Origin of the sequence: Mesorhizobium sp. M8A.F.Ca.ET.181.01.1.1, assembly GCF_004792025.1 — a bacterium.
In the GTDB taxonomy this organism is placed as follows: domain Bacteria; phylum Pseudomonadota; class Alphaproteobacteria; order Rhizobiales; family Rhizobiaceae; genus Mesorhizobium.
Map to the genome: position 1 here is coordinate 568,370 of NZ_SRTV01000002.1, position 26,176 is coordinate 594,545.

At 62.1% G+C, this 26,176-nt stretch carries 24 protein-coding genes and 2 tRNA genes; 17 read left to right on the forward strand and 9 right to left on the reverse strand.

The window, feature by feature from the left end; genetic code table 11:
* The first annotated feature begins 80 nt into the window (after positions 1–80).
* Together EN824_RS11155 and EN824_RS11160 are read left to right on the forward strand one after the other, a co-directional pair.
* A complete protein-coding gene (locus EN824_RS11155) occupies positions 81–1,361 on the forward strand; it encodes an O-acetylhomoserine aminocarboxypropyltransferase (protein ID WP_135932254.1) in 1,281 nt (426 codons plus the stop codon).
* A gap of 6 nt (positions 1,362–1,367) precedes the next feature.
* Positions 1,368–1,712, forward strand: a complete 345-nt coding sequence (locus EN824_RS11160; protein WP_127281240.1) for a cupin domain-containing protein — start codon at positions 1,368–1,370, stop codon at positions 1,710–1,712.
* On the opposite strand, the gene EN824_RS11165 is transcribed toward EN824_RS11160, so the two are convergent.
* Both EN824_RS11165 and EN824_RS11170 read right to left on the reverse strand, forming a co-directional pair.
* Complete coding sequence (locus tag EN824_RS11165) at positions 1,713–2,777, reverse strand: hypothetical protein (RefSeq protein ID WP_135918721.1); 1,065 nt, start codon at positions 2,775–2,777, stop codon at positions 1,713–1,715.
* Between the two features lie 22 nt (positions 2,778–2,799).
* Complete coding sequence (locus EN824_RS11170) at positions 2,800–4,050, reverse strand: cytochrome P450 (protein ID WP_135932255.1); 1,251 nt, start codon at positions 4,048–4,050, stop codon at positions 2,800–2,802.
* 104 nt (positions 4,051–4,154) lie between these two features.
* Between EN824_RS11170 and EN824_RS11175 the strand changes: the two genes are divergently transcribed.
* The gene (locus tag EN824_RS11175; protein WP_135932256.1) at positions 4,155–5,258 is read left to right on the forward strand and encodes an FAD-dependent oxidoreductase; all 1,104 of its coding nucleotides are present in this window, start codon (positions 4,155–4,157) and stop codon (positions 5,256–5,258) included.
* Between the two features lie 2 nt (positions 5,259–5,260).
* On the opposite strand, the gene EN824_RS11180 is transcribed toward EN824_RS11175, so the two are convergent.
* Positions 5,261–5,854 (reverse strand): hypothetical protein, encoded by a 594-nt coding sequence (locus EN824_RS11180; RefSeq protein ID WP_135932257.1) that lies wholly within the window; start codon positions 5,852–5,854, stop codon positions 5,261–5,263.
* 334 nt (positions 5,855–6,188) lie between these two features.
* On the opposite strand from EN824_RS11180, the gene clpP reads away from it, so the two are divergent.
* The 4 genes from clpP (at position 6,189) to EN824_RS11200 (ending at position 11,544) form a co-directional block, all read left to right on the forward strand.
* On the forward strand, positions 6,189–6,818 hold the full coding sequence (gene clpP / locus EN824_RS11185; RefSeq protein WP_027028064.1) for an ATP-dependent Clp endopeptidase proteolytic subunit ClpP: 630 nt from the start codon (positions 6,189–6,191) through the stop codon (positions 6,816–6,818).
* 296 nt (positions 6,819–7,114) lie between these two features.
* The gene (clpX, locus tag EN824_RS11190; protein ID WP_023759839.1) at positions 7,115–8,389 is read left to right on the forward strand and encodes an ATP-dependent Clp protease ATP-binding subunit ClpX; all 1,275 of its coding nucleotides are present in this window, start codon (positions 7,115–7,117) and stop codon (positions 8,387–8,389) included.
* 274 nt (positions 8,390–8,663) lie between these two features.
* On the forward strand, positions 8,664–11,075 hold the full coding sequence (gene lon, locus EN824_RS11195; protein ID WP_127869591.1) for an endopeptidase La: 2,412 nt from the start codon (positions 8,664–8,666) through the stop codon (positions 11,073–11,075).
* A 196-nt stretch (positions 11,076–11,271) separates the two neighbouring features.
* Positions 11,272–11,544 (forward strand): HU family DNA-binding protein, encoded by a 273-nt coding sequence (locus EN824_RS11200; protein WP_015318196.1) that lies wholly within the window; start codon positions 11,272–11,274, stop codon positions 11,542–11,544.
* A gap of 83 nt (positions 11,545–11,627) precedes the next feature.
* Here the strand turns inward: EN824_RS11200 and EN824_RS11205 are convergent, their stop codons facing one another.
* Positions 11,628–12,650 (reverse strand): aldo/keto reductase, encoded by a 1,023-nt coding sequence (locus EN824_RS11205; RefSeq protein ID WP_127869590.1) that lies wholly within the window; start codon positions 12,648–12,650, stop codon positions 11,628–11,630.
* A gap of 211 nt (positions 12,651–12,861) precedes the next feature.
* Here EN824_RS11205 and EN824_RS11210 point away from each other — a divergent pair, with 211 nt between their 5' ends.
* Both EN824_RS11210 and EN824_RS11215 read left to right on the forward strand, forming a co-directional pair.
* Positions 12,862–13,407 carry an SIS domain-containing protein gene (locus tag EN824_RS11210; protein ID WP_127869728.1) on the forward strand — a complete coding sequence of 182 codons (546 nt, stop codon included), beginning with the start codon at positions 12,862–12,864 and terminating at the stop codon, positions 13,405–13,407.
* Between the two features lie 3 nt (positions 13,408–13,410).
* The gene (locus EN824_RS11215) at positions 13,411–14,154 is read left to right on the forward strand and encodes a creatininase family protein (RefSeq protein ID WP_135864106.1); all 744 of its coding nucleotides are present in this window, start codon (positions 13,411–13,413) and stop codon (positions 14,152–14,154) included.
* Positions 14,155–14,196: 42 nt separating this feature from the next.
* Here EN824_RS11215 and EN824_RS11220 read toward each other — a convergent pair whose 3' ends face one another.
* The 3 genes from EN824_RS11220 to EN824_RS11230 all read right to left on the reverse strand — a co-directional run bounded on the left by EN824_RS11220 (position 14,197) and on the right by EN824_RS11230 (position 17,975).
* Positions 14,197–15,114 (reverse strand): carbohydrate ABC transporter permease, encoded by a 918-nt coding sequence (locus EN824_RS11220; RefSeq protein ID WP_027143632.1) that lies wholly within the window; start codon positions 15,112–15,114, stop codon positions 14,197–14,199.
* A gap of 6 nt (positions 15,115–15,120) precedes the next feature.
* Complete coding sequence (locus EN824_RS11225) at positions 15,121–16,242, reverse strand: sugar ABC transporter permease (RefSeq protein ID WP_127869588.1); 1,122 nt, start codon at positions 16,240–16,242, stop codon at positions 15,121–15,123.
* Between the two features lie 68 nt (positions 16,243–16,310).
* Positions 16,311–17,975: a sugar ABC transporter substrate-binding protein gene (locus EN824_RS11230; RefSeq protein WP_135864108.1), complete on the reverse strand. Its 1,665-nt coding sequence runs from the start codon at positions 17,973–17,975 to the stop codon at positions 16,311–16,313.
* A gap of 277 nt (positions 17,976–18,252) precedes the next feature.
* Between EN824_RS11230 and ugpC the strand changes: the two genes are divergently transcribed.
* From ugpC to EN824_RS36645, 4 genes are all read left to right on the forward strand, one after another.
* Positions 18,253–19,302, forward strand: a complete 1,050-nt coding sequence (gene ugpC / locus EN824_RS11235) for a sn-glycerol-3-phosphate ABC transporter ATP-binding protein UgpC (protein WP_127869586.1) — start codon at positions 18,253–18,255, stop codon at positions 19,300–19,302.
* 27 nt (positions 19,303–19,329) lie between these two features.
* Positions 19,330–19,782 carry an RbsD/FucU family protein gene (locus EN824_RS11240; RefSeq protein ID WP_127869585.1) on the forward strand — a complete coding sequence of 151 codons (453 nt, stop codon included), beginning with the start codon at positions 19,330–19,332 and terminating at the stop codon, positions 19,780–19,782.
* 4 nt (positions 19,783–19,786) lie between these two features.
* Complete coding sequence (rbsK, locus tag EN824_RS11245) at positions 19,787–20,716, forward strand: ribokinase (protein ID WP_127869584.1); 930 nt, start codon at positions 19,787–19,789, stop codon at positions 20,714–20,716.
* 68 nt (positions 20,717–20,784) lie between these two features.
* Positions 20,785–21,030, forward strand: a complete 246-nt coding sequence (locus EN824_RS36645; protein WP_167531215.1) for a hypothetical protein — start codon at positions 20,785–20,787, stop codon at positions 21,028–21,030.
* 649 nt (positions 21,031–21,679) lie between these two features.
* Here EN824_RS36645 and EN824_RS11255 read toward each other — a convergent pair.
* A tRNA-Asp gene (locus EN824_RS11255) sits at positions 21,680–21,756 on the reverse strand.
* A gap of 217 nt (positions 21,757–21,973) precedes the next feature.
* Between EN824_RS11255 and EN824_RS11260 the strand changes: the two genes are divergently transcribed.
* The 4 genes from EN824_RS11260 (at position 21,974) to EN824_RS11275 (ending at position 25,293) form a co-directional block, all read left to right on the forward strand.
* Positions 21,974–22,049: transfer RNA gene (locus EN824_RS11260), tRNA-Val, on the forward strand.
* A 262-nt stretch (positions 22,050–22,311) separates the two neighbouring features.
* Entirely contained in the window at positions 22,312–23,391 is a 1,080-nt protein-coding gene (locus tag EN824_RS11265; protein ID WP_135932258.1) for a type III polyketide synthase, read from the forward strand.
* A gap of 1 nt (position 23,392) precedes the next feature.
* Positions 23,393–24,130: a methyltransferase domain-containing protein gene (locus EN824_RS11270; protein ID WP_127278875.1), complete on the forward strand. Its 738-nt coding sequence runs from the start codon at positions 23,393–23,395 to the stop codon at positions 24,128–24,130.
* Positions 24,109–25,293 carry an FAD-dependent monooxygenase gene (locus EN824_RS11275; protein ID WP_127278874.1) on the forward strand — a complete coding sequence of 395 codons (1,185 nt, stop codon included), beginning with the start codon at positions 24,109–24,111 and terminating at the stop codon, positions 25,291–25,293. The genes EN824_RS11270 and EN824_RS11275 overlap by 22 nt, the downstream gene beginning before the upstream one ends.
* A gap of 95 nt (positions 25,294–25,388) precedes the next feature.
* Here the strand turns inward: EN824_RS11275 and EN824_RS11280 are convergent, their stop codons facing one another.
* Positions 25,389–26,159 carry an SDR family NAD(P)-dependent oxidoreductase gene (locus EN824_RS11280; protein ID WP_127278873.1) on the reverse strand — a complete coding sequence of 257 codons (771 nt, stop codon included), beginning with the start codon at positions 26,157–26,159 and terminating at the stop codon, positions 25,389–25,391.
* Between the last annotated feature and the right edge of the window lie 17 nt (positions 26,160–26,176).

A 26,176-nucleotide genomic window follows, 5' to 3' on the forward strand; every position in this document is an offset into this window, starting at 1 on the left:
GTATTTTCTTCTTTGCATTCCGGGCCGGGCTTCGCCAAGAATGCCCGGCGATTTTCAGAAGGTTTTTTAGGGAGGTATCCGTGACCCGTACGCCCGGTTTCAATACGCTCGCCGTCCATGCCGGCGCCAAGCCCGATCCGGCCACCGGCGCGCGCGCCACGCCGATCTACCAGACCACGTCCTTCGTCTTCGACGATGCCGACCATGCCGCCTCTCTCTTCGGCCTGAAGGCCTTCGGCAACATCTACACCCGCATCATGAACCCGACGCAGGCGGTGCTTGAAGAGCGCGTCGCCGCACTCGAAGGCGGCACGGCTGCCCTTGCTGTGGCATCCGGCCACGCCGCGCAGGTGATCGTGTTCCACAATCTGATGCAGCCGGGCGACAATTTCGTCGCCGCCAACAAGCTTTATGGCGGCTCGATCAACCAGTTCGGGCACGCCTTCAAGAATTTTGGCTGGGAGGCGCGCTGGGCCGAAGCCAATGACGTCTCGACCTTCGAAAGCCAGATCGACGACAGGACCAAGGCGATCTTCATCGAGAGCCTGGCCAATCCTGGCGGCACCTTCGTCGATATCGAGAAGATCGGCGACATCGCCCGCAAGCACGGCCTGCCGCTGATCGTCGACAACACGCTGGCCTCGCCCTACCTGATCCGGCCGATCGAGCACGGCGCCGACATCGTCGTCCATTCGCTGACCAAGTTCATCGGCGGCCATGGCAATTCGATCGGCGGCGTCATCGTCGATGGCGGCACTTTCGACTGGTCGAAATCGGGCAAATACCCGATGCTGTCGGAACCGCGCCCCGAATATGGCGGCCTCGTGCTGCATGAGACCTTCGGCAATTTCGCTTTCGCCATTGCTGCCCGCGTGCTCGGCCTGCGCGATCTCGGCCCGGCGATCTCGCCGTTCAACGCCTTCCTCATCCTGACCGGCCTCGAAACCTTGCCGCTGCGCATGCAGCGCCACTGCGACAACGCGATCACGGTCGCAGGCTGGCTGTCGAACCACCCCAAGGTCGCCTGGGTGAACTATCCCGGCCTGCCCGGTGACAAGAACAACGCCTTGCAGAAGAAATATTCGCCGCTGGGCTCCGGCGCCGTGTTCACCTTCGGCCTCAAGGGCGGCTACGAGGCGGGCATCAAATTCGTCGAGGCGCTCGAACTCTTCTCGCATCTGGCCAATGTCGGCGACACCAAGTCGCTGGTCATTCACCCGGCATCGACCACGCACCGCCAGCTTTCCGACGAGCAGAAGGTCAAGGCCGGCGCTGGCCCGGACACGGTGCGGCTGTCCATCGGCATCGAGGATGTCACCGACATCGTCGCCGACCTCGAACAGGCACTCGCCAAGGTCTGACCTGATATGACCGCGTTTCTTTCCGTCGACACCAAAAGCGTCGAGCCCGAATCCGGCGCGCCCGCGCCGGATCGTCTGATCTCCGGCGATCCGAAATTCCGCACCTGGAATGTCGAGGAGCGCGACGGCGGCCTCTATGCCGGCATCTGGGAATCGACTCCCGGCAAATGGCGCATCGTCTATGACGAATGGGAGTTCTGCCACATTCTCTCTGGCGTCTCGGTGATCGCGGAAGAGGGCGGAGAGGCGCGCACGGTCAAAGCCGGTGACAGCTTCGTGCTGCGGCCGGGCTTCAGGGGAAGCTGGGAAGTGCTTGAAACGACTCGCAAGGAGTATGTGATCAAGCTTTGATCATTTCGCCGGGAACTGGGCGAGGCACGCGTCCGAGGCCTTGTCGTGAGCGGCCAGCAATTCGCTGTCCTGCGCATCGATGTCCGCGTCCGATATCTCGTCGCGATAATATTGCGTCAGGAGATCCATCCCTGTTTGCGTGACGCCTTGCGTCGGCAGCTCGCGGGCAAGGCAGCCGCACAGGCCAAGCGCGCGGTCCGGCGAACCGGTCTTGCGGTTGGTCAGGATGAAATCCTGCGCTGGACAGGCGTCGAGGAAGGCATCGAAGTCAAGTCGCTGCTGCTGCTGGTCGCCATGGTTGAAATAGGCCGGCTGCCACTGGGTTTTGCCGCTGGCGACGTCGCAGCCGGTGCCGGCATCCTCCGCGTCCTTGACCAGAGCCTGCCACGGCTTTTCCCTGTCACCGGTCGGATAGGCAAAATTTTCACTGAAAGAGGCCGCATAGGTGTCGAGATCGGCCTGTGCAAAGCCGATCGTCTGGAACCGGTTGAACTGGCACTGGCATTCGCTGGTCACCCGTTCAGCCTCACCCTCTTCGGGCTGTTCGCTCGATTTGTTTTTTCGGCAGGCCGCGATAAAGGCAGTGCCGTCGAGCGAAGAAGCCGGAAAAGTCGAGCTGTCGGCATAGCGCTCACCGTTCCAACTGGCCAGCGTCTGGTTGAGCTGCAGGTCAATAAAGCCTTTGCGCTTGAAGGCGCCGAGCCCGACCTTGGCCGGGTCCGTCAGCCTGGCGCCCGGAATGTCGCCCAGCACCTCGCGATAGCCGTCGCCCTCCAGCACGAACAGGAACAACCCGCACTTGACCCCGTCGCAGGCGGGATCCTGCACATAGACATAGATCTCGGAAAATCCGTCGAGGTTGAAATCGACCTCATAGGCGCCGAACCTCTCCGCCGGCACTTTCGCGCCAATCTGGCGTTCGAGCAGCACGCCGGCCAGTTTCCTGGCGATGGCGTCACTGTTTTGCTGCGGGATATTCTCCGTCTGCTGGGCCACGGCGCCAGCCATGCAGCCGAGCAGAATCGTCACGGCGAGCGCGATCGCGCCTCTCGAAAACAATCTCATAGCAAGCCCCAGCCCACTATGGTCAGAAGCGCACGGAGAGCGCCTCCAGCCCATGGAAGTGGTAAGTGTCGCGGAAGCGGGGCTGTTCGGCAAGATGCAGTTGCGGGTACCGCTCGAACAAAGTCTTGAGCGAAACCTGCAGTTCGAGCCGGGCGAGCGGCGCGCCGATGCAGAAATGGATGCCGGCACCGAACGACACGTTCTTTTGGTCCGGTCGGCCGGACTGGAAGGCAAGGGGTTCGGCGAAGGCGTGCGGGTCATGATTGGCCATGCCGAGCAAAAGCCCGATCGTCTGGCCCGGCCGGACGACGATGCCGGGCGCGATTTCGATTTCCTCATAGGCATAGCGCATGAACATGTGTAGCGGCGCGTCGAAACGCAGGCATTCCTCGACCGTGGCCGCTGTCGCTTCAGGGGAGGTGAAGAAGCGGCGCGGGTCACCGCCTTGCGCCAGGATGGAATGGACGGCATTGCCGGTCTGGTGCACGGTTGCTTCATGGCCGGCATTGAGCAGCAGGATGGCCGAGGAGACCAGCTCGTCTTCAGACAGCCTCTCACCGTCTTCCTGGGCCGAGATCAGCAGCGACAGCAGGTCGTCGCCCGGGCTCTTGCGGCGCTCGGTCACGTAGGCGCGCAGGAAGTTGGAGAACTCGCCCGCCGCCCGGTTGGCCGTCTCCTCGGTCTCGCGCGTGCGGCCGTGGATGTACATGGCGACCATCTGATGCGACCAGTCGAGCAGTTGCGGCCCCATCTCGACCGGCACGCCGAGCATTTCGCCGATGATGGTGATCGGCAAGGGGGAGGCGAAGGCCGGCAGGAGGTCGACGGCCTTGCCTGGTTCGAAACGGTCGATCAACTCCTTGGCGAGCGCTTCGACACGCGGCCGCAACCGTTCGACCTGACGCGAGACGAAGGCACGGTTGACCAATGTCCTCAGGCGCGTGTGTACCGGCGGCTCCAGCTCCAGCATCGAATTGGCTTCGATACCGTCGAATGCCTTGAGATGGGTCCTATCCTGGCCGGCACCGCGGCTGTCGGGAATGCCGGCCGGGTTCTGGCGGCCGAAACGGCGGTCGCGCAGCAGTCTGTTGACGTCGCCGAAGCCGCCAAAGCACCAGAAGCCGAATTCTTCCCAGAAAAACGCATTCGATGCGTTGTGCAGGAAGGCGTAGGCCTCGTACGGATTGAGGAAGAAGGCTGGTTCGCGCGGGTCGAGCCTAAGCCGGCGAGTGGCCGGATCAAAGGCCAGATAGGAGAGCGTCGATTTGGTCATGCCAGACCCATAGCGCGGCTTGCCAGCCCGGTTCCAGACCGTATGTTGCGTGCGGCAGCCCGATTGATTGAGCCAGCCAGTAGGGTCGCGGAAAGTCTGAACGGATGAATGTGATCGTTGTCGGCGCGGGTATCGCCGGTCTCTCCACGGCTTGGTCGCTGGTCAAGGCCGGCCACGGCGTGTCGATCGTCGAGCAGGGGCCGATCCCCAATCCGCTGGCGGCATCCGGCGACCACCACCGCATCATCCGCCGCGCCTACCGCGCTGGAACCGGCTATGGGCGGCTGATCACCGAAGCCTATGAGGCCTGGGACGAAATGTGGGCTGATCTCGGCGAGAACCACCTCGACGCGCGCGGATTCGTCTGCGTTTCGCGCGAGCCCGGCGATGAAGCCGAGGAATATCGTGAGGGTCTGGAAGAGGGGAATTTCCCTTTCGAACTGCTGGAACCAGACGCGGCCGTCGAGCGCTGGCCGTTCTTCGAGGCTGGCTCGTTCCGCTACGCCTATTTCTCGACGGAAGGCGGCGCACTGCATTGCCGCAAAATAGCAGCTGGGCTGGCCACATGGCTGCGTGCCAACGGAGCCAACGTCTACGAGCACAGCAAGGTGACGGAGATCGATGCCGAGGCCGGCCATATCCTGCTGGAAAGTGGCGAGATGATGCAGGCCGACCGCATCGTCGTAGCCGCTGGCGCCTGGGTGCTGAAGCTATTCTCCGAGCTCGGCGGCGAATTGCGGACTTTTCGCACCGCACTCGCCTATGTCGAACCGCCTGCCGATCTCAAGGCGGCATGGGAGGCTGCGCCCATCATTCTCGATGTCGGCGGCAAGACCGACGGCTACATGATCCCGCTCACCCGGGGCGCCGGCATGAAGTTCGGTTCGGGCCTACACAAGGTGCCGACCAGCAACGCCGATTGGAACCGCGAGCCGGTGCCGGGCGAGGGTGAGGCGATCCGCAACCTGTTTTCGCCGCCGATCGCCCGCATCGCGGAGTACAAGGTGACCGAAGTGGTCACCTGCGCCTACACCTTCACCGATGACGAGAAATTCCTGGCGCATGAGACCGGCAAGTGCCTGGTCGTCTCGGCATGTTCCGGTCACGGCTACAAATTCGGCGCGGCAGTGGGGCGCCGTGTTGCCAAAGCCATTGGCGATGGCGATATCGCCGGTCTCAAGGCCTGGCTGCGGGCCGAGGTGGCCTAACCCTAGTTCTGGCAGTGCCTGGGAATATGCACGCGCCGCCAGCCGGACGAACCTTCGCGCACCAGCACGCGGCGCGCGACGGTCTGGTAGGAAGCGGGAACATCGATGACGCGCCTTTGCTCGGGCCGCACCAGCACCTCCTCGGCGATGCTGTCATATTGCGCAGGAATGACGACGCGGCGCGTACGTTCGGGCTGGATCACCACCGTCTCGGCGACGCGTTCGTAGCGTGCCTTGTGCCAGACCTTGCACAGCACACGGCGGCCATGGATGACGCGCCATTCCCAGGAATAGCCGCCGCCATCGACCCTGACGGTGTGGTAGACGGTCCGGGTGATTGCCGGCACCACTTCATACCGAACCTGGGCCGGCACGGTCATCACCACGCGCTCCCGCGTGCCGTAGATCGGCGGATCATAGTCGACGACCTGCTGGCCGGGGGGGCTGATCATGACGTCCTCGTAGACCGTGTCATAGACGTCAGGTGTGCGGACGGGCTCGTAGCATTCGACGGCGCGGCCGCCGGCCGCCGTTTGCGAAATCGAGCCGAGCAGGGTCAGCCCGGCAATGGCGAAGCGTGCGGTTTTCCCAGACATGGCACTCCCCCGTTTGACTGCAGGCAAAAGTTCAACGCAGAATTGTAGGGGAAGCCGTTGCGGAGAAAAGCGGTTTCGGCGCATTTCGTTAAGCGACGAGGTTAAGAAACTGCTACCTGTCGGGGCTGGCTCGGTATTTCGGGCCGGCGCGGCATCAGCTGCTGCTAATCCTTGCCCGGAAGCTTGATTCGACTTACCCAGATGGCTAGGACGGGTCGGCCTTGCAGAAGGATGAGCCGTCATCCTATTTACATCTTGACGATCCAGAACCGATTCTGCCCGAGCTGCCAGCCTGTCCGGCGCCGGAATCCCACCGCGAGACAAGAGATATCGAATGAAGAACCCCGTCGAAACCTACATGAACCTCGTTCCGATGGTGGTCGAACAGACCAATCGCGGCGAGCGGGCCTACGACATTTTCTCGCGCCTCCTCAAGGAGCGCATCATTTTCATCACCGGTCCGGTCGAGGACGGCATGGCGACGCTGGTCTGCGCGCAGCTCCTGTTCCTCGAAGCCGAGAACCCGAAAAAGGAAATCAACCTCTACATCAACTCGCCGGGTGGCGTCGTCACCTCGGGCATGGCGATCTACGACACCATGCAGTTCATCAAGCCGGCCGTGTCGACGCTGTGCATCGGCCAGGCGGCCTCGATGGGCTCGCTGCTCCTGACCGCGGGCCACAAGGACATGCGTTTTGCCACGCCGAACGCACGCATCATGGTTCACCAGCCGTCCGGCGGCTTCCAGGGCCAGGCGTCGGATATCGAGCGTCATGCCCAGGACATCATCAAACTGAAGCGTCGCCTCAACGAGGTCTATGTCAAGCACACCGGCAAGAGCTATGACGAGATCGAGAAGACCCTCGACCGCGACCATTTCATGACCGCCGACGAGGCCAAGGATTTCGGCCTGATCGACAAGGTCATTTCGTCGCGCGAGGCGGCTGAGGGAGCGTTGGCATAAAGGCTGGGTGGCAGTTGGATGGCACCATCACGCGCTTTTGGCGTGTCTTGCGTCATTTCGGCCACAATTGGCTGTTCCCTCGGAGGTCGGGATTGCCTACGTTAAGGCTATGTTGATTTTCGACGGCTTAGCTTTGCGTGGGGAAGCTGCGAATCATTGCCACGTTTTCTGATTTGTGTTTCGTACGGAATACGTTGCGGGGAGCCGGAAGACTGGCGGCGGCGGATTCCCGCGATAAATAGAGTATGCGCCCTTTCAGCCAGACCATCGGCGGGCGGCCATGAAAGGACATGAAAATGAGCAAGGTCGGCAACAACAGCGGTGATTCCAAGAACACGCTTTATTGCTCGTTTTGCGGCAAAAGCCAGCACGAGGTGCGCAAGCTGATCGCCGGCCCAACGGTGTTCATCTGCGACGAGTGCGTCGAGCTGTGCATGGACATCATCCGCGAGGAGAACAAGACCTCGATGGTGAAGTCGCGCGAGGGCGTGCCGACCCCGCAGGAGATCCTCAAGGTTCTCGACGACTATGTCATCGGCCAGCCTTACGCCAAGCGCGTGCTGTCTGTGGCCGTGCACAACCACTACAAGCGCCTCGCGCATGCCGGCAAGAACAACGATGTCGAGCTGGCCAAGTCCAACATCCTGCTGATCGGCCCGACCGGCTGCGGCAAGACGCTGCTGGCGCAGACGCTGGCCCGCATCATCGACGTGCCCTTCACGATGGCCGACGCCACGACGCTGACCGAGGCCGGTTACGTCGGCGAGGACGTCGAGAACATCATCCTCAAGCTGTTGCAGTCGGCCGATTACAATGTCGAGCGCGCCCAGCGCGGCATCGTCTACATCGACGAAATCGACAAGATTTCGCGCAAGTCCGACAATCCCTCTATCACCCGCGACGTGTCGGGCGAGGGCGTTCAGCAGGCGCTGTTGAAGATCATGGAAGGCACCGTCGCTTCCGTGCCGCCGCAGGGCGGCCGCAAGCACCCGCAGCAGGAGTTCCTGCAGGTCGACACCGCCAACATCCTGTTCATCTGCGGCGGCGCCTTTGCCGGCCTGGACAAGATCATCTCGGATCGCGGCAGGAAGACCTCGATCGGTTTTGGCGCCATCGTCGCGTCGCCGGAGGATCGCCGCACGGGTGACGTTTTCCGCCTGGTCGAGCCCGAGGATCTGTTGAAATTCGGCCTCATTCCGGAGTTCGTCGGTCGTCTGCCGGTCCTGGCGACGCTGGAGGATCTCGACGAGCCGGCATTGATCCAGATCCTGACCGAGCCGAAGAACGCGCTGGTCAAGCAGTATCAGCGCCTGTTCGAAATGGAAAATGTCGACCTGACCTTCCACGAGAACGCGCTTTCTGCGATCGCCAAGCGCGCTATCGAGCGCAAGACCGGCGCGCGCGGCCTGCGTTCGATCATGGAAGCGATCCTGCTCGACACGATGTTCGAACTGCCCGCGCTCGAAGGCGTGCGCGAGGTGGTGATCTCGGAAGAAGTGGTGACCGGCAGCGCCAGGCCGCTCTACATCTATTCCGAACAGAAGGAAAAGAAGGGCAATGTCAGCGCCTGATATGGCACTTGGCCCTATATTTTTGTGGAACGGCGCCCTTGCGGCGCCGTTTTGCTGTGACGGGTATACGGCCTGAGCGATGGAGTGGATTTGCGGACGATGTTAACTCTTGATCTTTGCCCCGCTTGCATCCACCTAACACCAGAAGGCCGAGGTGCCCGATTTCTGTGCTGTAAAACTCCCGTCACAAACGGTGGTAGGCGGAACGATCCCCGGTCGTTAATATAAGATTCGCGGTTGGCCTGATGGTGGCCGCGACATGAAAGGTTGGACAATGGCCAAAATATCCAAGGCTCCCAGCGACGGCGTCTTCGCAGTCCTCCCACTGCGCGACATCGTGGTGTTCCCGCACATGATCGTTCCGCTCTTCGTCGGGCGTGAAAAGTCGATCAAGGCGCTGGAAGAGGTGATGGGTCAGGAAAAGCAGATCCTGCTCGCCACCCAGATGAATGCCGCCGATGACGATCCCGAGCCCGATGCGATCTTCGACATCGGCACGCTCGCCAACGTGCTGCAATTGCTGAAGCTGCCCGACGGCACCGTCAAGGTTCTGGTCGAGGGCGCCTCGCGTGCGAAAATCGTCTCCTTCACCGACCGTCCCGACTTCCACGAGGCCAAAGCCACGGCGCTGGTCGAGCCGGAAGAGGAAGAGGTCGAGGTCGAGGCCCTGGCCCGCTCGGTCGTCACCGACTTCGAGAACTACGTCAAGCTGAACAAGAAGATCTCGCCCGAAGTGGTGGGCGCCGCCAGCCAGATCGACGACTATTCCAAGCTCGCCGACACGGTTGCCTCGCATCTCGCCATCAAGATTCCTGAAAAGCAGGAAATGCTGGCCACGCTTTCCGTCAAGGAGCGGCTGGAAAAGGCAATGGGCTTCATGGAAGCCGAAATCTCCGTCCTGCAGGTGGAGAAGCGCATCCGCTCGCGCGTCAAGCGCCAGATGGAGAAGACGCAGCGCGAATACTACCTCAACGAGCAGATGAAGGCGATCCAGAAGGAGCTCGGCGAGGGCGAGGACGGCCGCGACGAAGCCGCCGAGATCGAGGCGCGCATCAAGAAGACCAAGCTCTCCAAGGAGGCCCGCGAAAAGGCGGAAGCCGAGTTGAAGAAGCTGAGGACGATGTCGCCGATGTCGGCTGAATCGACCGTCGTGCGCAACTATCTCGATTGGCTGCTGTCGATACCGTGGGGCAAGAACTCCAAGGTCAAGCAGGACCTGGCCTACGCGCAGAACGTCCTCGACACCGATCACTTCGGCCTCGACAAGGTCAAGGACCGCATCGTCGAGTACCTTGCCGTGCAAAGCCGCCAGAAGAAGCTGAAGGGGCCGATCCTGTGCCTCGTCGGCCCTCCCGGCGTCGGCAAGACCTCGCTCGGCAAGTCGATAGCCAAGGCAACCGGCCGCGAATTCATCCGCATGGCGCTCGGCGGCGTGCGTGACGAGGCCGAGATCCGTGGCCACCGGCGCACCTATATCGGCTCGATGCCCGGCAAGGTCATCCAGTCGATGAAGAAGGCAAAGAAGTCCAACCCGCTCTTCCTGCTCGACGAGATCGACAAGATGGGCCAGGACTTCCGTGGCGACCCGTCATCGGCGCTGCTCGAGGTGCTCGACCCCGAACAGAACTCGACGTTCATGGACCATTACCTCGAGGTCGAATACGACTTGTCGAGCGTGATGTTCGTGACGACGGCGAACACGCTGAACATCCCTGCGCCCTTGATGGACCGCATGGAGATCATCCGTATCGCCGGCTACACCGAGGACGAGAAGATCGAGATCGCCAAGCGGCACCTGATGCCGAAGGTGATCCGCGATCATGCGCTGCAGCCGAAGGAGTTCTCCGTCGGTGAGGACGCGATCCGCGCCATCATCCAGACCTACACCCGCGAAGCGGGCGTCAGAAGCCTGGAGCGCGAGCTGATGAAGCTCGGGCGCAAGGCGGTGACCGAGATCCTGAAGACGAAGAAGAAGACGGTGAGCATCACGGCGGCGAATCTCGCCGACTATCTCGGTGTTCAGCGCTACCGCTTCGGCCAGGTCGAGGCTGACGATCAGGTCGGTGTCGTCACCGGGCTTGCCTGGACGGAAGTCGGCGGCGAGCTGCTGACGGTCGAAGGTGTCATGATGCCCGGCAAGGGCCGCATGACGGTGACCGGCAATCTGCGCGACGTGATGAAGGAATCGATTTCGGCGGCGGCCTCCTATGTCCGTTCGCGCGCCATCGATTTCGGTATCGAGCCGCCGCTGTTCGACAAGCGCGACATCCACGTGCACTTGCCGGAAGGCGCCACGCCGAAAGACGGTCCGTCCGCGGGCGCGGCCATGGCCACGGCCATTGTGTCGGTGCTGACGGGTATTCCGGTGCGGGCCGATGTGGCGATGACTGGCGAGATAACGCTTCGCGGCCGCATCTTGCCGATCGGCGGCCTGAAGGAGAAGTTGCTCGCCGCACTGCGCGGCGGCATCAAGAAGGTGCTGATCCCGGAAGACAACGCCAAGGACCTGGCGGAGATTCCGGACAACGTGAAGAACGGCATGGAAATCATTCCGGTTTCACGCGTCGGTGAGGTGTTGCGCCACGCGCTGGTGCGGATGCCGGAGCCGATCGAATGGGTCGAACCGGTCAATCCGCCGGCCGCGACCGATAGTGCCGACGATGCCGGAAAGTCGCTTGCGCATTAGTTTTTTCTAAGGTTGCAGCGCACAAACAGAAAGCCGGGCCTCGCGCCCGGCTTTTTCATGTGAAAAACCCCGGAATTCCGGGCTTTTTCCGCTTTTTTCCTGCCTTTTCGACTTGGTTGCGGGAACGCTTCTTTCTAAAGTCCGTTTCCTGCCGGATGAGTCGTAAGTTCCGGTGTTCTCATGGAAGGGAATTTTTATGAACAAGAACGAACTGGTGTCCGCTGTCGCCGACGCCGCGAGCATTTCGAAGGGTGACGCGCAGTCGGCGGTCGATGCAGTGTTTTCTGTCATCTCCGGCGAACTGAAGAAGGGCGGCGATGTACGGCTTGTCGGCTTTGGCAATTTCACCGTGTCAAAGCGCGCTGCGTCCACCGGCCGCAACCCCCAGACCGGCGCCGAAGTGAAGATCCCGGCGCGCACCGTGCCGAAGTTCTCGGCCGGCAAAGGCCTCAAGGACGCCGTCAACTAAGCGCGTTTTATTTCAAAAAACCAGAAAAGCCGGGCTTGCCCGGCTTTTCATTTTTGGACACGTATCTCCCGATCGGAAGCTCCTCAAACTGTCGGGGCGTCGGCGCGCATCAGGCCCTCTTGCTTGAGATCGGCCCAGAGCGCTGCGGGGACTTTCGCATCCAGCAGCGACCGATTGCTCTCGACTTCGCCCGGGCGCTGACCGCCAGGGATGACTGAAACCACCGAAGGGTGCAACAGCGGGAACTGCAGGGCGGCTTCGATCAGCCTGATACCGTGGCGTTTGCAGACGGCCTCGATGCGCGTCACCTGGTCGATGACATCCTGCGGCGCTTCGGAATAGTTGTAATAGGCGCCGGGCTTCGGTCCGGTCGCCAGGATGCCGGAATTGTAGGGGCCGCCGAGAACGATGCCGATGCCGCGTTTTTGGCAAAGCGGCAGGAAAGACGTCAGCGCCTCCTGTTCCAGCAGCGTATAGCGCCCGGCAAGCAGGAACAGGTCGAAATCGCCGCGCTCGGCCAGGGCCTGCGCAACCTGCCACTCGTTGATGCCGCCGCCGAATGCCTTGATGACGCCCTGGTCGCGCAAGGCGAGCAGGCCATAATAGCCCGAGCGCATGAACTCATCGATGCGCTGGTCGGATGCCTCCTTGCTGCCATGGGTGAAGATGTCGACATCGTGCACGAACAGGATGTCGATGCGGTCGACGCCCAGCCGCTCCAGCGAGGCCTCGAACGAGCGCATGACACCGTCATAGCTGTAATCGTAGACCTCCTTGCGCGACGGCGTGTCGAAGAACTTGCCGATGCCGGTGCGCTCCTCGGGCGGGCAGGCGCGCATGATGCGGCCGACCTTGCTCGACAGCACATAGTCGTCGCGCTTCCTGGAGCGCAGGAACGGGTTAAGGCGCGTTTCCGACAGGCCGAGCCCATAGAGGGGCGCGGTGTCATAGTAGCGGCAGCCGGTCGCCCAGGCGGCCTCCAGCGTCGCATTGGCGTCCTCGTCGGAGACCGCGCGGTAAAGATTGCCGAGCGGCGCCGTGCCGAAGCCCAACTCCGTGAAGGTGATGCCGCCATTGCCGATGCGGTCGAAATTCCGTGTCTTCATATCCTGCCCGTTTGCCTTGCTGATTTGTCTGACATGACACTATCATGCTCGTGGCTCGGCAAAAGCGCCGCTGAGCGTTGGACACGCATTTTCGCGGTTGCTAGCATGAACGAAATCAAGCTGTTCCGGGGAAAAGCGTGATCGGGAATTGCCAATCATCTTCGATTGCCGGCACGGCGGTGGCGCCGCCGTGAACAACTCCGGCTCGCAGATGTTCAAGACCGCGCTCGACGAGCTTGGCGCGGTGTTGGCGCGCGTCGATGGCGACCGGATCGACGCCGCCTGCGGGATGCTGGTTGGTGCCAGGCAGATCGTCGTCTATGGCTGCGGCCGCGAGGCCTTGCAGGTGAAGGGCTTCGCCATGCGGCTCTATCATCTGGGCCTGCCGGTTTCGGCCGTCGGCGACATGACCACGCCGCCGGTAGGGCAGGGCGACGTCTTCCTTGTCAGTTCCGGGCCCGGCGAAACCTCGACCGTACTCACCCTGATGCGCATCGCGCGTGAGGCAGGCGCGACCGTCCTACTCGTGACCGCCCAGGCGGGCGGCAGCGCCGCAAGCCTGGCCGATCTGACGTTGCTGGTGCCGGCGCAGACCATGGCCAACGACCAGGGATCGCAAAAGACGTCGGTGCTGCCGATGGGCTCGGTTTTCGAGGGTGCGTTGTTCCTGCTATTCGAGATCATGGTGCTGAAACTCAGGGAATTGACCGCGGCCTCGCCTGAAGCCATGCGCGCCCGCCACACCAACATGGAATAGATCATGCGCTATGAACTGATGCTGCCGCACCAGATCCGCAAGGCGATCGCGCAGAATTGGCCGGTCGCACTGCCGCTCGGCGTGTTGGAATATCATGGCGAGCACATGGCTGTTGGCATGGACACACTGGCCGTCATCAAGACGCTGGAGCTGTTCGAAAAGGAGAGCGACATCGTCATCCTGCCGCCCTTCTACTATGGCGCGGCGAGCTATGCCGTGGTGCCGCCGGAAGGCAGCGGCTCGGTGCAGGTCGGCGGCAATCAACTGGCGCCGTTCGGCGAGGAGCTGTTCTACAGCCTGCTGCGTATCGGCTTTCGCAACATCCACGCCATCATTCATCACCAGACCGAGAATTTCGCTGCCGGCATGCCGACCGATCTCGCTTTCAAGACCGCCGGCAGACAGGCGATCTTCCGCTTTCTCGAGAAGCAGCGCGGCGAGGGCTGGTGGGGCTCCGACACCATGGCCGACTACTATGCCGGACATGCCGCGGGCGAGAATTTCTTCAACTGGGTGCAGGTGCATCCGCTGATGCCGGCCGCGATGAACGGCAAATATCCTTTCGACCATGCCGGCATCGGCGAGACATCGCTGATGCTGGCGCTATGTCCGGAGGGGGTGGATGCCGCGCGTTTCGAGGACAATACGGGCTGGTATACGGCGAGTGCCAAGGAGGCGTCAGTGGAGTTGGGGCAAAAGGGTGTCGCCATGATCATGGACCACCTCAGGGCGATCCTGAGGCGCTAACGCGGGTTCTTCCTTGTCCCCCTGTGGGAGAAGGAAAAAACGCTACTTCACCGCACCAGCCGTCATGCCCATGATCAGGTAGCGCTCCAGCGCGATGCCGATGACGGCAAGCGGCGCGATGGCGGCGGTGGCAAGGGCGGCCATCGACCACCAGTTGATGCCTTGCGAGCCCGTCTGGCTGGCAACCATGACCGGGATTGTCTTGGCGTCCGTCGAGGTCAAAAGGGCGGCGAAGAAATACTCGTTCCAGCACAGCACCATCGCCAGGATGAAGGCTGCCACCATGCCTGGCAGCGCGATCGGCATGACGATGCGGAAAAAGGCGCCCCAGATCGACAGGCCGTCGACGAGGGCTGCTTCCTCCAGCTCGACGGGGATGGAATTGAACTGGTCACGCATGATCCAGATGACGATCGGCAGCACCATCAGCGTGTAGAGCAGGATCAGCCCGATACGCGTATCGAGCAGCCCGACTTCGCGGTAGAGCACCAGGAACGGCAAGGCCAGCACCACCGGCGGCAGGATCAACTGCGACAGGAAGAAGAAGGAGATGTCCTCGTTCTTGAACCAGGCGAAATGGTAGCGATAGCGGGTCAGGCCATAGGCGGCGAGGCTGCCGATAATGATCGCCAGGCTCGACGCCCCAACCGAGGTGATGACCGAATTCATGAAGCGCTTGAGGAACTCGTCGCGCACGGTCGATGTCTGGAAGATCGAGTCCGGCGACAGGCCAAGCGATCGCCAGCCTTTCCAATCCGGCTGGAAGTCGACAAACGGGATCAGGTGGCCCTGGGTGACATCCACCGCCGTCTTGAACGATGTGGTGATGGTCCAATAAATCGGAAACAGGCAGATGAAGCCCCAGCAGGCGAGCGCGCCGTAAATGAAGACGCGGCTGGCGACGAAGCTCGCCGGCGAGCGGATTTCGGATGCGACGTAGTCGGTGGTCTGAACGCTCATCTTGCCCTAATTCACATTGCGCACGAAACGGCTGGCGAATTTCAACAGCCAGGTCACGAACACTACGATGATGACGAGATAGGCCATCGCCAGCATGGTGCCGTAGCCGACATTCGAGCGGTCTCGGTACTCGCGGTAGATGAAGCTCGACACCGAATCGGTGGCGCCGCCCGGACCGCCCGAGGTGACCGTGATGATGATGTCGGCAAGCTTCAGCTTGAAGATGATGCGCAGGATCACCGCCGTTACCGACACCGGCAGCATCAGCGGGAAAGTGACCTGCCAGAAGGTCTGCCAGGCCGTGGCGCCATCGACACGTGCCGCCTCCAGCACCTCGCGCGACATCGCCTGCAGCCCCGCCAGCAGCATGATCATCATGAATGGAATGAAGGTCCAGGCGTCCAGCAGCATGATCGAGATGCGGGCGGTGATCGGGTTCGAGAAGAAGGCCGGGTCTTCCCAGCCGAGATGGCGCGCCAGCGTCGCCGCCGGTCCAAAGCGATATTCCATCAGCGACTTGCCGATCATCCACGAGACCGCAACGGGCGACAGCATCAGCGGCATCAGGAACACCACCCGGAAGAATTTTCGGGCACGAATCTGCGCGTTGAGCAGCAGCGCCAGGCCAAAGGCCACGACATATTCGACCAGCACCGCCAGCACGTAGAGGACCATGTTGAACAGGGCGTTGCGGTAGTAGGGATCGGCGAGCATCTGCCAGAAATTGTCGAGCCCGTTGAACCTGCGACCGCTAAAGGAGCTGAGGTTCCAGTCGGTGAGCGCGATGTAGAAGCCGAACAGCGTCGGGAAGATCACCATGGCGATGGTGAACAAAAGAGCGGGCAGCAGGAACAGCGCGCGCTGGCCGTCCTCGCCGCGTGTCAGAACCTGGCCGATGCCGATCGCCACGCCCCACAGCACATAGGCGTAGACCACGGGCCGCCATGTCTCGAAGCCGATCGTATCGACCTCGGTCTTGTAGAGGATCTGCAGCACGATCGTTGCCAGCAGGCCGAGCGTGGCAATCGCCATCAGCGCCCAGCCCAAACGCCGGCGGCCTGGCGGGATCAGATCATGGGGGGCGGCGTCTGCCGGCCACCGGGTCGCGGTCGAAGTCTGGTCAGCCACAAATCTCGCCCGTTTGGAAGGGAAGGCTGTGGTCCGGCGTTGCCGCCGGACCACGGTTCAAAGGCAGCTTACATGCCGAGCGAGGCCTTGTAGAGCTTGACCTGCTTGTCACGGCCGATCTGGTCGGTGAGCTTCTCCCAGGCGGCTGCGATGGCGTCGGCGCCTTCCTGCGCCTTCATCTTGCCGGCGAAGGTGTTGGCCAGGATATCCTCGGCGGCGCTGTAGTACTGGAAGATGCCGGGGATGCGCGGCTCGATTGCCGCGTTGGGATGGTTGTAGCTGTCGCCTTCCGACTTCAGGTACGAGGTGATGAAAGCCTCGTCGTAGCCGGCCGCCACCCATTCGGGAATGTCGAAATGGGAGTTGCGATAGGGCTGGAAGCCCGACGGATACATCGCCGTCCAGATCGACAGGTCCTTGCCGCCGAGATGGGCGGCCGCCGACCATGCCGCCTTCTTCTTCTTCTCGTCGCTATCGACGCGGGCCATGACATAGACGCCCCAGCCGAGATAGGCGCAGTTGGGCGAATAGTTCGGGCCGCTGGCGAGCTTCTCCCACTTGCCGGTCTTGGAGTTGTAGACGTCGTCGGAGCCCGGCAGGATCGAGAAGCCGGTGACGTCGCCGATAACCGAGCTATCGTTGGTCTTGACGTTCGAGCCGACGTCGCCCCACCAGGGGATCATCGAGCCGGTGCCGGCCAGGAACTGCTGGAAGGCGGTGGTGTTCGGATCGGCATTGATCTGGTCGGCGGGTTCCGACGGCAGGGCATCGATGACGTCCTGGATGGCGCGTACCCAGGCCGGATTGTTGACGCGCGGCTTCATCGTGTCGGCGTCGAACAGCCAGGCCTTGTCGTCGGGATGCTTGGCGTAGGCGGTGGCGCGGCTGCCGAGGAAGTAGAAGCCGAAACCGCCCCAGGGCTTGGGCGCGTCGAGATAGCCATAGACATCCTGGCCCTTGAACTTCTTGCCCTTGAGGAACTTGGTCACGGCCTGAACCTCTTGCCAGGTCTTCGGCACGCCCCATTCGCTCGTCGCCCCGCTATCCTTCCACTGCTTGGCAAGGTCGGCATCGGCAAACACGTCGGTGCGGTAGTTGAAGTTGTGCGTGTCGCCATCGATGGTAACCCGGTACTGCTTGCCATCCCAGGTGCCGACGGGTGGCTTGAGGTAGTTGACGAGATCGTCGAAGTCGATCTGTTTCTTGACCCAGTCGGGCATTTCCGAAGTCAGGCCCTTGCCGCAGACGTCGCCCTCGAACGGTGCGCCCATCTCGATGATGTCGAAATCGACGGTGCCGGTGGCGATCGACTGCTGCAGCCGGGCGTTGTAGTCGGCCTGCGCCAGGTCGATCCAGCTGATCTTGGCGCCGGTATAGGTCTCCCATGGCTTCAGGAAACCACGGAACAGCACATTGTGCAGGTTCTGGTTGTTGAGGCCCATGAAGGTGAGTTCGACGCCGGCGAACTCGCCTTCCTTGACATTGGCCTTGGTCGCCTCGAGGCAAAGCTCGCCGACCTTCTGGAAGTCGGCGTCGGTCGGCTGGCCTTTGCCAACCCCGGGGATCTGCAGGATTTTCGAGCGCAGTTCGCTTGCGGCGGAAGCCGGGCGCGTCAGGGCGCCAAGCCCGGCGCCGGATGCGGCCGCGATCGCGGCCATCGAGGCCGCGCCCTTCAATATGTCGCGCCTTGTCGCGCCGGCACGGACCAGTTTGTCGTAAAGACCTACTCGCATGGACTATTCCTCCCAGAACGTTAGTCATGAATCGAAGTGCCAATCGTGCCGGGCGCTGGCCGTGTTCAGAAGCGAAACCAGGACCCCAACCTGCGTCGCCTCGCGTTCCGTTTTTTCGGATAGAGTACCGGCGTTCGGATTGGCGCTCGTCACTATTCTCACAACCAAACGCCGTGTCAACGAGGACGGGTTTTTATCTATACGGGACCGACTTGCCCTGACCGGTCGCGTTGGTTAGCTTCTGCGCCTACGGCCAGTTGGAGCCGATGGGGGAACGATGGCTCAAGTCGCGATCAGCAATGTGGCCAAGGCGTTTGGAATCGTCAAGGTTCTGCACGAAGTCAGCGTCGACATTGCCGATGGCCAGTTCGTCGTGCTTGTCGGGCCGTCCGGTTGCGGCAAGTCCACGCTGCTCAGGATGGTGGCGGGGCTCGAGACCGTCTCCGGCGGCACGATCGCCATCGGCGATCGCGTCGTCAATCACCTGCCGCCCGCAAAGCGCGACATCGCCATGGTGTTCCAGAACTATGCGCTCTATCCGCACAAGACGGTCGAGCAGAACATGGCCTTCGCCCTCAAGCTGCGGAAAACCGACCCGGCCGTGGTGGCCGAGCGGGTCAAGCGCGCCGCCGACATCCTCGACCTCAGCCCCTATCTGAAGCGCTATCCGCGCCAGCTTTCCGGCGGCCAGCGTCAGCGCGTCGCCATGGGGCGGGCCATCGTGCGCAACCCGCAGGTATTCCTGTTCGACGAGCCGCTTTCGAACCTCGACGCAAAGCTGCGCGTGCAGATGCGCACCGAGATCAAGGAACTGCACCAGCGGCTGAAGACCACCACCATCTATGTCACGCACGACCAGATCGAAGCCATGACGATGGCCGACAAGATCGTCGTCATGCGCGACGGCCGCATCGAACAGGTCGGCGCGCCGCTGGAGCTTTTTGACCGGCCGGCGAACCTTTTCGTTGCCGGTTTCATCGGCTCGCCGTCGATGAATCTGCTCAAGGGTACCGGGCGCAAGGGCGGCGTCGACATCGCCGGGACGCTGTTCCCGGTCGCTCCGAACAACGCCGTCGAGGAGGGGCGCGCCGTCGTCTATGGCGTGCGCCCCGAGCATCTCGAGATCCATCCCGATGGAGTGCCGGCGAAGATTTCCGTGGTCGAGCCGACCGGCTCGGAAACCCTGGTCTTCCTGCGTTTTGGTGACGGCGAGATGGTGGCGCTGTTTCGCGAACGCCATGACTTCAAGCCCGGCGATACGCTGAAACTTCGGCCAAGGCTCGACCATATCCATCTGTTCGACGCCGAGACCGGCAAGCGTCTCTGATCTCAAACGCACTTCACGAGGACCATCATGCTCAAAGGGATCGATCCGTTGCTCAACGCCGACGTGCTCCAGGCATTGCGGGCGATGGGACATGGCGACGACCTGATCATCGCCGACACCAACTTCCCGTCCGATTCGGTCGCGCGCCGGACGGCGCTCGGTCGGGTGCTGCGCATCGATGCCTCGGCGGCACAGGTGGTGAAGGCGGTGCTGTCGCTTTACCCGTTGGACACGTTTGTCGACGACTCGGCCGCCCGCATGGAGATCGTCGGCAAATCCGACGAGATCCCAGCGGTGCAAAAGGAAGTGCAGAAGGAGATCGATGCCGCCGAGGGCAAATCCTGGCCGATGGTGCCGGTCGAGCGTTACGCCTTCTACGAGCGCGCCAAGCAGGCTTATTGCGTCATCCAGACCGGCGAACGCCGATTCTATGGCTGCTTTGCCTTCCGCAAGGGCGTCGTGCCGCCGGATGCGGAGTAGCGGCATGGCCTCGGGCAAGCCGATCGTCATCCTCGGTGTCTTCGTCGCCGATACGGCCTACAGGGCGCAGCGCCAGCCGCGCATGGGCGAAACGATCCTCGGCAACTCCTTCAAGCTGGGACCAGGCGGCAAGGGGTCGAACCAGGCGGTGGCGGCCGGCAGGTTGGGGGCCGACGTCACCTTCCTGACCCGGCTCGGGGTCGATGCCTTCGCCGAAATGGCCAAGCGGACCTGGAAGGATGCCGGCGTGAAGAGCGCCGCCATCGATACGCCGGACAGCTATACCGGTGCCGCCTACATCTTCGTCGAGGAGGGAAGCGGCAACAACGCCATCATCGTCAGTCCCGGCGCCGCCATGCTGATCACGCCGGACGATGTCGAAGCCAATGCCGAGCTGATCCGTGGTGCCGGTGTTTTCGTCACGCAGCTCGAACAGCCGATCGACGCCGCGCTGCGGGCGCTGGAGATCGCGCGCGGGGCAGGGGTGACGACCATTCTCAATCCGGCACCGGCGGCAAAGCTTCCCGACCGCGTCTACACGCTCTGCGACTATCTAACACCGAACGAGACCGAAACCGAGGAATTGACCGGGCTGAAAGTCTCCTCGGTCGATGAAGCGCGCGCCGCCGCCGGCAAGCTGCTGGAAAAGGGCGTTGGCACAGTCATCGTCACGCTCGGCGACAAGGGGGCGCTCCTGCACACGAAGGATCGCTCCGAGCATGTTTCCGCCATCAGCGCGGGGCCTGTGGTTGAGACGACGGGAGCTGGCGATGCGTTCAATGGCGGCCTTGCCGCGGCACTTTCGCGCGGCGTGGAGCCTCTGGAGGCGGTACGCTTCGCCTGCGCCGTTGCCGGCATTTCCGTGACCCGTCCAGGCACCGCACCGTCTATGCCGACAGTGCAGGAGGTCGAGGCGCTGCTGGCCAAGAGCTGAGGCAATTGCACGGGGCTCGCAGGCCACCCCGGAGGCCGGACTGTTCGGCCTCCGATGTCTCGTGTTCGATGGGCGTCGAGAAGCTACTGCTTGATATAGCAACGCTTCCCGGCATCGGGAGCGGGATCGCCGAAGGATTCATTGTCGCATTCGACGCCATCCCGGAACACGTCCTGCGTGAACCGGCCGCGCGCGCCATACCTGACCACCTTGCGGCCATAGAAATCGCAGAATTCGCCTTCGTCGGCACAGGCCACCCATCTCTCGCGGCGAGGCTCATCGTAACCGCCATCGGCTTCGCCACGACCGCGTAACACGATATAGCACGTCTTTTCGTGGCCGGGCGCAGGGTCGCCAAAAACGCGGGTTGAGCAGGGGACCGCGTCACGGTCGATAAAGCGCGATGTAGTGCGGCCCCCGTCGCCAAAAACCACTTCAGCCGGAAATGGCAGTCGGCAAATGCCGCCCTCCCTTGCACATCGCTGAAGCCGAGCAGCCGAAGCAGTGGCGGGAAAGATGGTGGAAGCAACCATTGTAAGGCCAGCAAGGCTTATGGCCGTGAACACCGTGCTCATCGAGGTGGTTGAGGCGATAGACACTGTAAGTCCTCCCGGGTCGTTCAGGCTGTATGGTTATGGTAGCCGGATTATCTCAGGCCAGGATATTTCAGAGGAGAATCAAGCGTTTTTTTAGGCGGAAGCGCAAGCCCCAAGCGGTTTGCCTGGCGCAAACGTCAGGCCAAGGGAGATATCTGTCAACGCAGGAGCCGAAACAGGCCGGCAGCCGACGTTCCGAGCTGACAGGAGGCAAATCTCATCCGGCACCACGATCATGGCCGCAAGCCCATGCATGGCAGATTGAACCCAGATTTGAAAGGTTCTGGATCACATCCGCATACATGCATCTTTGACAGACAACGTCGACATTTCTACTAAGCCAAGGGTTTGTGTCCCTTGAGAGAAATGGCGCGAGTGACGGGGCTCGAACCCGCGACCTCCGGCGTGACAGGCCGGCACTCTAACCAACTGAGCTACACCCGCGCATTGACGAGCACGTGTCAGCCGTGTTCGTCGTTGGGGCGCTGGATAAGGGGTTCGCTACCGGGTGTCAAGCGCACCAAACCATCATAACGCCAAACAGGAGAAGGTTTTTTGACAGCCGGCATTTTGTTCGCAAATCCGGCCTGCGAACAGGGCGCCTCGCGCTCATTTGGCCTTGCGAAGCAAGTCCCGACCGCTTAAAGGTCCGGCCCGGAGCGGGCGATTAGCTCAGTTGGTAGAGCGCTTCGTTTACACCGAAGATGTCGGCGGTTCGAGCCCGTCATCGCCCACCATATCTTTCCCCCAGTTGATGTTTTCCGGTTGCGGGCGCCACGAAATCGCCACGTCGACAACGGGCAATAGCTCACCTGTTGTCCTTCGTGCGGGCGGTGCATTGCTTTTTCACGGGTGAGCGGCATTTTCGCAGGAAGTTTTTTAGGCCTCGGGCGTTTATCTCAATAGAGATAGCCATTGCCGTGGAGCTACAGCTCCCGCCGGGGGCAACTGGGCCTCTCGGCTCGCGACCGCGGGTTTGTGGCTGCAGGTCAAGGGAAAATGCCCGTTCAAGCTTTCATTAACCGAATTGCCACGGCCGTCCCTGATCACGGCGTTCACGAATTCTTCCTTCAATTTGCGGGCTCCCAGTTGGCAGATCCCCGCCGCCGCGCAATTTTCAATCGCATGGCCGACAAGGGCGGCATCGAACATCGCTATTCCTGCTTCGCACCCGCTGGTGATCCTGAGGGGCTGAGCGTCGACCTGGCGGGTGTTTTCAAGCGCGGTGCGTTTCCGGGTACGGCCAAACGCATGGAAATGTATTCCACTGCCGCGCCCGCGCTGGCCGAGCGAGCATTGGAGCGACTCCTGGAGGGCGAAGACAGGAAAGGTGTCACGCATCTGATTGTCACCACCTGTACGGGCTTCTCCGCCCCCGGCATCGATCTGGAAATAATCGCCCGATGCAATCTGCCCACCACCGTGGAGCGCACGATCATCGGCTTCATGGGATGTTATGCGGCAATCAATGCGCTCAAACTGGCGCGGCACATCGTTCTGTCGGAACCTGCGGCCCATGTTGTGATCGTCTGCATCGAACTCTGTACGCTCCATCTCAAGGAGACGGCCGACCTCGAAAAACTGCTATCTTTCTCCCTCTGGGGCGATGGCTGCGCGGCCGCGTCGGTGACCTCCCGCCCGTTCGGCATCGGCCTGGACAGTTTTCACGCGATCGTGGACGCCGACGCCCGCGACTTGATGAGCTGGAGCTTGCACGACGACGGTTTCGACATGGTTCTGTCGGGGCAAATTCCTGCTGCAATCCAGAATGCGCTTGGCAAAGGGATCGGCGCCATCTTGGGAAACAGGATCGCCGCCAACATCGACCTTTGGGCTGTTCACCCGGGTGGGCGTTCCATTCTCGACGCCGTGGAGCGCGCGCTGGATCTTCCTCCCGATGCGCTGTTGCCGTCGCGCGATGTGCTTCGCGAAAACGGAAACATGTCTTCCGCCACAGTCATGTTCGTGCTGGAGCGGATGCTTCGCGGGTTCACGGATGATGACGTGGGCTGTGCAATGGCATTTGGCCCCGGCCTCACGGCCGAGACGATGATGTTCCACACGGCCGGCCGTGCCTGACATGGCCACCGGTCTCGACAGCCGTCTTATCCAGCCGGAACTGCTCGATCATTTGCCTCCCGACGATCCCAGGGCGATTGGCTCCCGACGTGATCTGATTTGGATAAATTCGCTGATGTTTCAACATGCGATCATGTCCAACCTCCTGAAGGCCAGCGTGCGCGAGGGTTCGATCAGAATCTTGGAAGTCGGGTCCGGCGACGGTGCATTCATGCTCTCGGTTGCAAGGCGCCTCGCCACGAAGTGGATCGACGTGGAGCTGGTCATGCTCGACCAGGTTGACCTCGTCACCGACCGGCGGCGCGCCGATTTCGCGGCTCTGGGCTGGCGGGTTGAAACCGTTACCGACAATATCTTCGACTGGATCGCAAAACCCGGGGGTGCCGCCTACGACGTTGTCTCGGCCAATCTGTTCCTGCACCATTTTTCCGACACCGCCTTAAAGATCCTGTTCGAAGCCCTATGCCGTCTGGCGCCGGTATTCCTCGCCGCCGAGCCGAGCCGAAACATTGTCGCTTTAAAAGCATGCCCGCTCCTGCGCCTTGTCGGTGCAAACCAGGTCACCATGCACGATGCGGCGGCAAGCGTCCGCGCAGGTTTCGCTGGCAAGGAACTTTCCGGTTTGTGGCCTCTCGGTTCCGCGCAGCAGTGTGAAGAGCGCAGAATTGGCCCGTTTACCCACGCCTTCCGCGTTTTCCCCAAGGAAGGACTTGCGCGATGTACGATGCCATCGTCATAGGTGCCGGCCCAAGCGGCTCGTCGGCAGCATTGGCCTTGCGCGGCCAAGGTCGTTCTGTGGCCATCATCGAAGCAAGCGAGTTTCCACGCCGCAAGGTCTGCGGCGAATTCATGTCGGCGGTCAATCTGGAGCTGTTGGACCGTCTGGAGGCGGGCGTGGCGGTTCGTGCCAAGGCAGGGCCGGAAGTCAAGCGGGTTGGCTTGTTCGCGTCGGGCCCTGGCATCATAGCGGGCATGCCGCGCGCCGCGGGAAATGCTTTCGGGCGGGCGCTTGGACGGGACGTTCTGGATGGCATCCTCTTGGACACGGCGCGCAATGCCGGAGCCGACGTTTTTCAGCCGTGGCGCGCGGTGGAGATCGCCAGCAATGGCGATCGTGCCATCGTCCGGATCGCCAACAGGGAGGGTCAGACAAGTCTTAGCGGGCAGGTGGTGATTGCGGCGCATGGCTCCTGGGGGCAGGGCAGGTTGCCAACCAATCTCCCGAAGAGCAGCGCGGCATCCGATCTGTTTGGCTTCAAGGCCCATTTCAGGGGAGCGTCGCTCGCTCGAGACCTCATGCCGCTCCTGGTGTTTCCGGGCGGCTATGGTGGCATGGTGTGGGCGGATCAGGACAGGATATCGCTGTCGTGCTGCATACGCCGCGACGTGTTGACCAGGCTGCGCAAAGAGGGCGGTGCGATGTCCGCGGCCCAAGCCGTTCACGCGCACATACTGGCATCGTGTCCGGCCACGGTTTCCACGATCGGCGACGCCAGCCTCGAAGGTGAATGGCTTGCCGCCGGTCCCATACGTCCGGGGATGCGCCCACGATTTGCCGACGACATATTTCGGGTCGGCAACATCGCCGGCGAGTCTCATCCCATCATCGCTGAAGGCATCTCCATGGCCCTGCAGTCCAGCTGGCTTCTCGCTGGCGAATTGGCAAGGTTCGAACAATGGGACCGGACGGCGCGCATCGCCGTCGGCAAACGCTATTCAAGAGCGTGGAGCCGGCAATTTGCCACTCGCATTCATGCCGCCGCACTGTTGGCGCGCATTGCCGTCCTCCCCAACTCTAATACGGCGATGAAGGCCTTCGTGGGTTGGTTCCCGAATAGCCTGACCTTAGGCGCGAGATTGTCCGGCAAGACAAAAGCCTTGCCTGCCCTCAGCTATCCGTAAGGGCATGAAGCCGGCCGGACACTTGGAATTCGCTGAAGCGCTGGAGCCCGATCGCAACTCAACAGGCAAACGCTTCTTGGCGTATGGCTGCCCGCTCACGGCGGCACCATCCGGAAATCCTTGCCCTCGGGCAGCAATTGCCCGCCGTCGACGACAATGGTGGTGCCGGTGATGTAGCTGGCGTCGTCCGAGGCCAGGAACAGGAAGGCGTTGGCCACGTCGCGCGGGCTGCCGAGCCGGCCGAGCGGGATCGAATCCTCCATGTTCTTGATATAGGCGGCGCCGCGATGCTGTTGGATGGCTTCGGTGCGGATATTGCCGGGTTCGACGCCGTTGACGGTGATGCCGTAGCCGGAGAATTCAAGCGCCGCCGCGCGAATGAAGCCGTTAATGCCTGCTTTCGTCGCCGAATAATGGCCGTGGCCAGGGCTGGTGACGTGGGGGCCGGTGATCGATGAGGTGTAGAGCATGCGGCCAGAGCGCTGCGCCTTCATCGGCACGAGGGCGGCGCGGCTGGCATTGAAAGTGCCGCGCAGGTTGACGGCCATGACGCGGTCCCAGTCGTCGGCGCTGGTGTTTTCGATCAACTGCCAGGGATAGATGCCGGCATTCTGCACGATGATGTCGAGGCGGCCGTGCTGTTTCAGCGAAAGTGCCACCGCGGCCTCGGCGTCGCTCATTTGCGAGATGTCGGTGCGGATGAAGGGGACGCCCAGTTCATCCGCACTTGCTTGCCCCGCCTCCGCCTCGCTGTCGGCCAGCACGAGCCGTGCGCCTTCTTCCGCAAAGCGCAGCGCGATGCCCTTGCCGATGCCGCGCGCGGCGCCGATGATCAGCGCTACCTTGTCTTTCAGTCGTCCTGTCATGCCAATCCTCGCCTCAC